This window comes from Alcanivorax xiamenensis, from assembly GCF_009846745.1.
In the GTDB taxonomy this organism is placed as follows: domain Bacteria; phylum Pseudomonadota; class Gammaproteobacteria; order Pseudomonadales; family Alcanivoracaceae; genus Alloalcanivorax; species Alloalcanivorax xiamenensis.
Genome location: NZ_AQPF01000112.1, coordinates 1 through 1197, shown reverse-complemented (window position 1 = coordinate 1197; position 1197 = coordinate 1). Strand labels below are relative to the sequence as shown.

Below are 1197 nucleotides of genomic sequence, written 5' to 3'. Positions count from 1 at the left end.
CGTGGCAAAGGAAAAGTTTGAACGTAATAAACCGCACGTAAACGTAGGCACGATTGGCCACGTTGACCATGGTAAGACGACGCTGACGGCCGCTTTGACGCGGGTGTGCTTCGAGGTGTGGGGCTCTGGTTCGGCGAGTGCCTTCGATCAGATCGATAACGCCCCGGAAGAGCGTGAGCGTGGTATTACGATTGCGACCTCCCACGTGGAGTACGACTCTCCGACCCGTCACTACGCGCACGTTGACTGCCCGGGTCACGCCGACTACGTGAAAAACATGATCACCGGTGCGGCGCAGATGGATGGCGCGATCCTGGTGGTGTCCGCCGCTGACGGCCCGATGCCGCAAACCCGGGAGCACATTCTGCTGTCCCGCCAGGTAGGCGTGCCGTACATCGTCGTGTTCCTGAACAAAGCGGACATGGTGGACGACGAAGAGCTGCTGGAACTGGTTGAAATGGAAGTGCGTGAGCTGCTGAGCGACTACGACTTCCCGGGCGACGACACCCCGATCATCAAGGGTTCCGCGCTGAAGGCGCTGGAAGGCGATACCAGCGAAATTGGTATGCCGGCGGTACAGAAGCTGGTGGAAACGCTGGACGAGTACATTCCGGAGCCGGAGCGTGCCGTTGACCTGCCGTTCCTGATGCCGATCGAAGACGTGTTCTCCATCTCCGGTCGCGGTACCGTGGTAACCGGTCGTGTGGAGCGTGGCATCATCAAGGTGGGTGAAGAGATCGAGATTGTGGGTATCAAGGATACCACCAAGACCACCTGTACCGGTGTTGAGATGTTCCGCAAGCTGCTGGACGAAGGCCGCGCGGGCGAGAACGTGGGTGTGCTGCTGCGTGGCACCAAGCGTGACGAAGTGGAGCGTGGTCAGGTTCTGGCGAAGCCGGGCTCAATCACCCCGCACACCAAGTTCGTTGCCGAGGTGTACGTGCTGAGCAAGGACGAAGGTGGTCGTCACACTCCGTTCTTCAACGGCTATCGTCCGCAGTTCTACTTCCGTACCACCGACGTTACCGGTGCCTGTACGCTGCCGGAAGGCACCGAAATGGTAATGCCGGGCGACAACGTGCAGATGGACGTTGAGCTGATCGCGCCGATCGCCATGGAAGACGGCCTGCGCTTCGCGATCCGCGAAGGTGGTCGTACCGTTGGCGCCGGCGTGGTGGCCAAGATCGTAGAGTAAGA

General features: G+C 60.2%; 1 protein-coding gene. It reads left to right on the top strand.

Features of this window, described 5'->3' with window-relative positions; genetic code table 11:
• Position 1: 1 nt before the first annotated feature.
• Positions 2-1195: an elongation factor Tu gene (gene tuf / locus A6D6_RS21615; protein WP_133492904.1), complete on the top strand. Its 1194-nt coding sequence runs from the start codon at positions 2-4 to the stop codon at positions 1193-1195.
• Positions 1196-1197: the final 2 nt, after the last annotated feature.